Raw genomic sequence first — 1,620 nt, forward strand, 5'->3', positions numbered from 1 at the left:
CTGCAGGCGCCGCTGTGTGTCTGCGGAGAGACGCGGCCCACGGAAGCGGCACTCGTGGAGCGCATTCTCCCCGTCAGCCCGGAGAAGGCGACGGTGCAGCAGCCGGCCTACCGGGCGGCCTTCCGCGAGGTGACGTCTGTGCGCCTCGCCCTCTTCGCCCCTCGCTACATTCAATTCTGCCTGGGGCGGGACTTCGACGCGGACTACCGCGTGGCCCGCGGCGTCGCGGAGGGCCTAGTGAAGGGGCGCCAGGCGCCTCCGCGCGTCACCGACAACGTGACGGCCATGCTGCTGGGCATTCACCTCTTCGAGCAGTTCGCCGAGGAGTGTGGCTACCCGTTGCCCGCCGACTTGGGCGCCCGTGAGGCCGTGGACGCCGTGCTGAAGGACGTCCTCGAGGAAGAGGAGGGCGTGCGAAACGCCCTCGACGTCTTCGTCCAGAAGCTGTCCACCATGGCGATTCAGGGCGAGCTGAAGCACCGCGTGCATTACGCCTTCGTCGAGGGCCGGCTGTGCCTCCACCTGGAGTCCGCCTACGACGCCTACCGGATGTACTGCAAGCGCACCGATTACCGGGGAGAGATGGTGGACACGAAGGCGCTGCGACGCCTCATTCACGAAAACCACCGCGCGGGAGGGTACGTCGTTTCCCCCAGCGAGCGCGTCTGCTTCGCCGGCAAGTCCCTGCGCAGGTGTGCGCTGGTGATTGATGTCGCGAAGGTGCCCTTCATCTCCGCGGAGGACTTCCCACACATCGAGGAGGCAAGCCGTGGGTGGCGTGGCCAGGGTTATGGCTTCGCGGAGGAAGGGCGTCCTGAGTGAGTGGTGTCAAGCAGGTGGTTGGGTGGAGACCCATTCTTGAGGTGGAGTCATGACAAGGCTGTCGCGTAGCAAGCTGTGGGCGGAGTTTCTTCAACGTCTCGCGTCGGAGACGGAGCCGCTGCCCTCCGTGATTCACCTGGGCCGGCGGCTGGTATGGCGGCAAGGGGAGTGGCTGAACCGGGTGGACCTCTCGCGCCACTCCTGGCCGGACAGGCATTTCCCCGAGGCGCCGCCGGTGACGCGGATTTCGATGAACCGACTCCATTTTGAGCCCCCCGAAGCCATGCTGCGTCGGTTTGGCCTCAGCGGGGTGACGAACCCCTTGGGGGAGCCGCGCCTGCGCTTGGAGTGGACTGTCTACGGGGAGGAGTTGCTCGCCTTCGCGAGCTGGCTGCCGCTGCTGATTCGTGGCCGGCTAAACCCGTGGGAGCCGATTCCACTGCCCCCGCACCCGAGCCACGTCTTCAATGGAGGGCTGCGGAGGACGAGCTATGCATGGACGGCCACGGCGTGGGACGTCTACGCGCGTTGGCGGAGGACGGACGTGAGCCTCCCATTCATGGCGATTCCCGCCGACCGGGTGAAGCCGGCACGGGCCCTGACGAGGCTCCTCCGTCTCCCCTCCTGAATTGCTTCCCCTGCGGCCCCTGCCGGCCTCGGCAGGGAGGTGCTGCGATGCGCGGTGTTTCTCGTTTGGCGAGTGGCGTCGTCCTGGCGGGAGTGCTGCGGGTGCCATGTGTCCCCTCGATTTCGCTCTCGGGCCTTTGTCATGACGATGGATACGCGGATGTCGAATCA

General features: G+C 66.6%; 1 protein-coding gene and 1 pseudogene. Both read left to right on the top strand.

The features are described 5' to 3' along the window. Positions 1 to 822 (top strand): annotated as a pseudogene (locus HUW62_RS47155) (hypothetical protein); the annotation flags it as partial. 49 nt (positions 823 to 871) lie between these two features. After that, positions 872 to 1,450, top strand: a complete 579-nt coding sequence (locus HUW62_RS47160; protein ID WP_176438180.1) for a hypothetical protein — start codon at positions 872 to 874, stop codon at positions 1,448 to 1,450. Positions 1,451 to 1,620 lie beyond the last annotated feature (170 nt).

Origin of the sequence: Myxococcus sp. AM011 (assembly GCF_013372595.1) — a bacterium.
GTDB lineage: Bacteria > Myxococcota > Myxococcia > Myxococcales > Myxococcaceae > Myxococcus > Myxococcus eversor.

Bases quoted from the DNA above. Each gene is read 5' to 3' on its own strand.
- HUW62_RS47160 (WP_176438180.1), top strand. From the start codon at position 872: ATGACAAGGCTGTCGCGTAGCAAGCTGTGGGCGGAGTTTCTTCAACGT.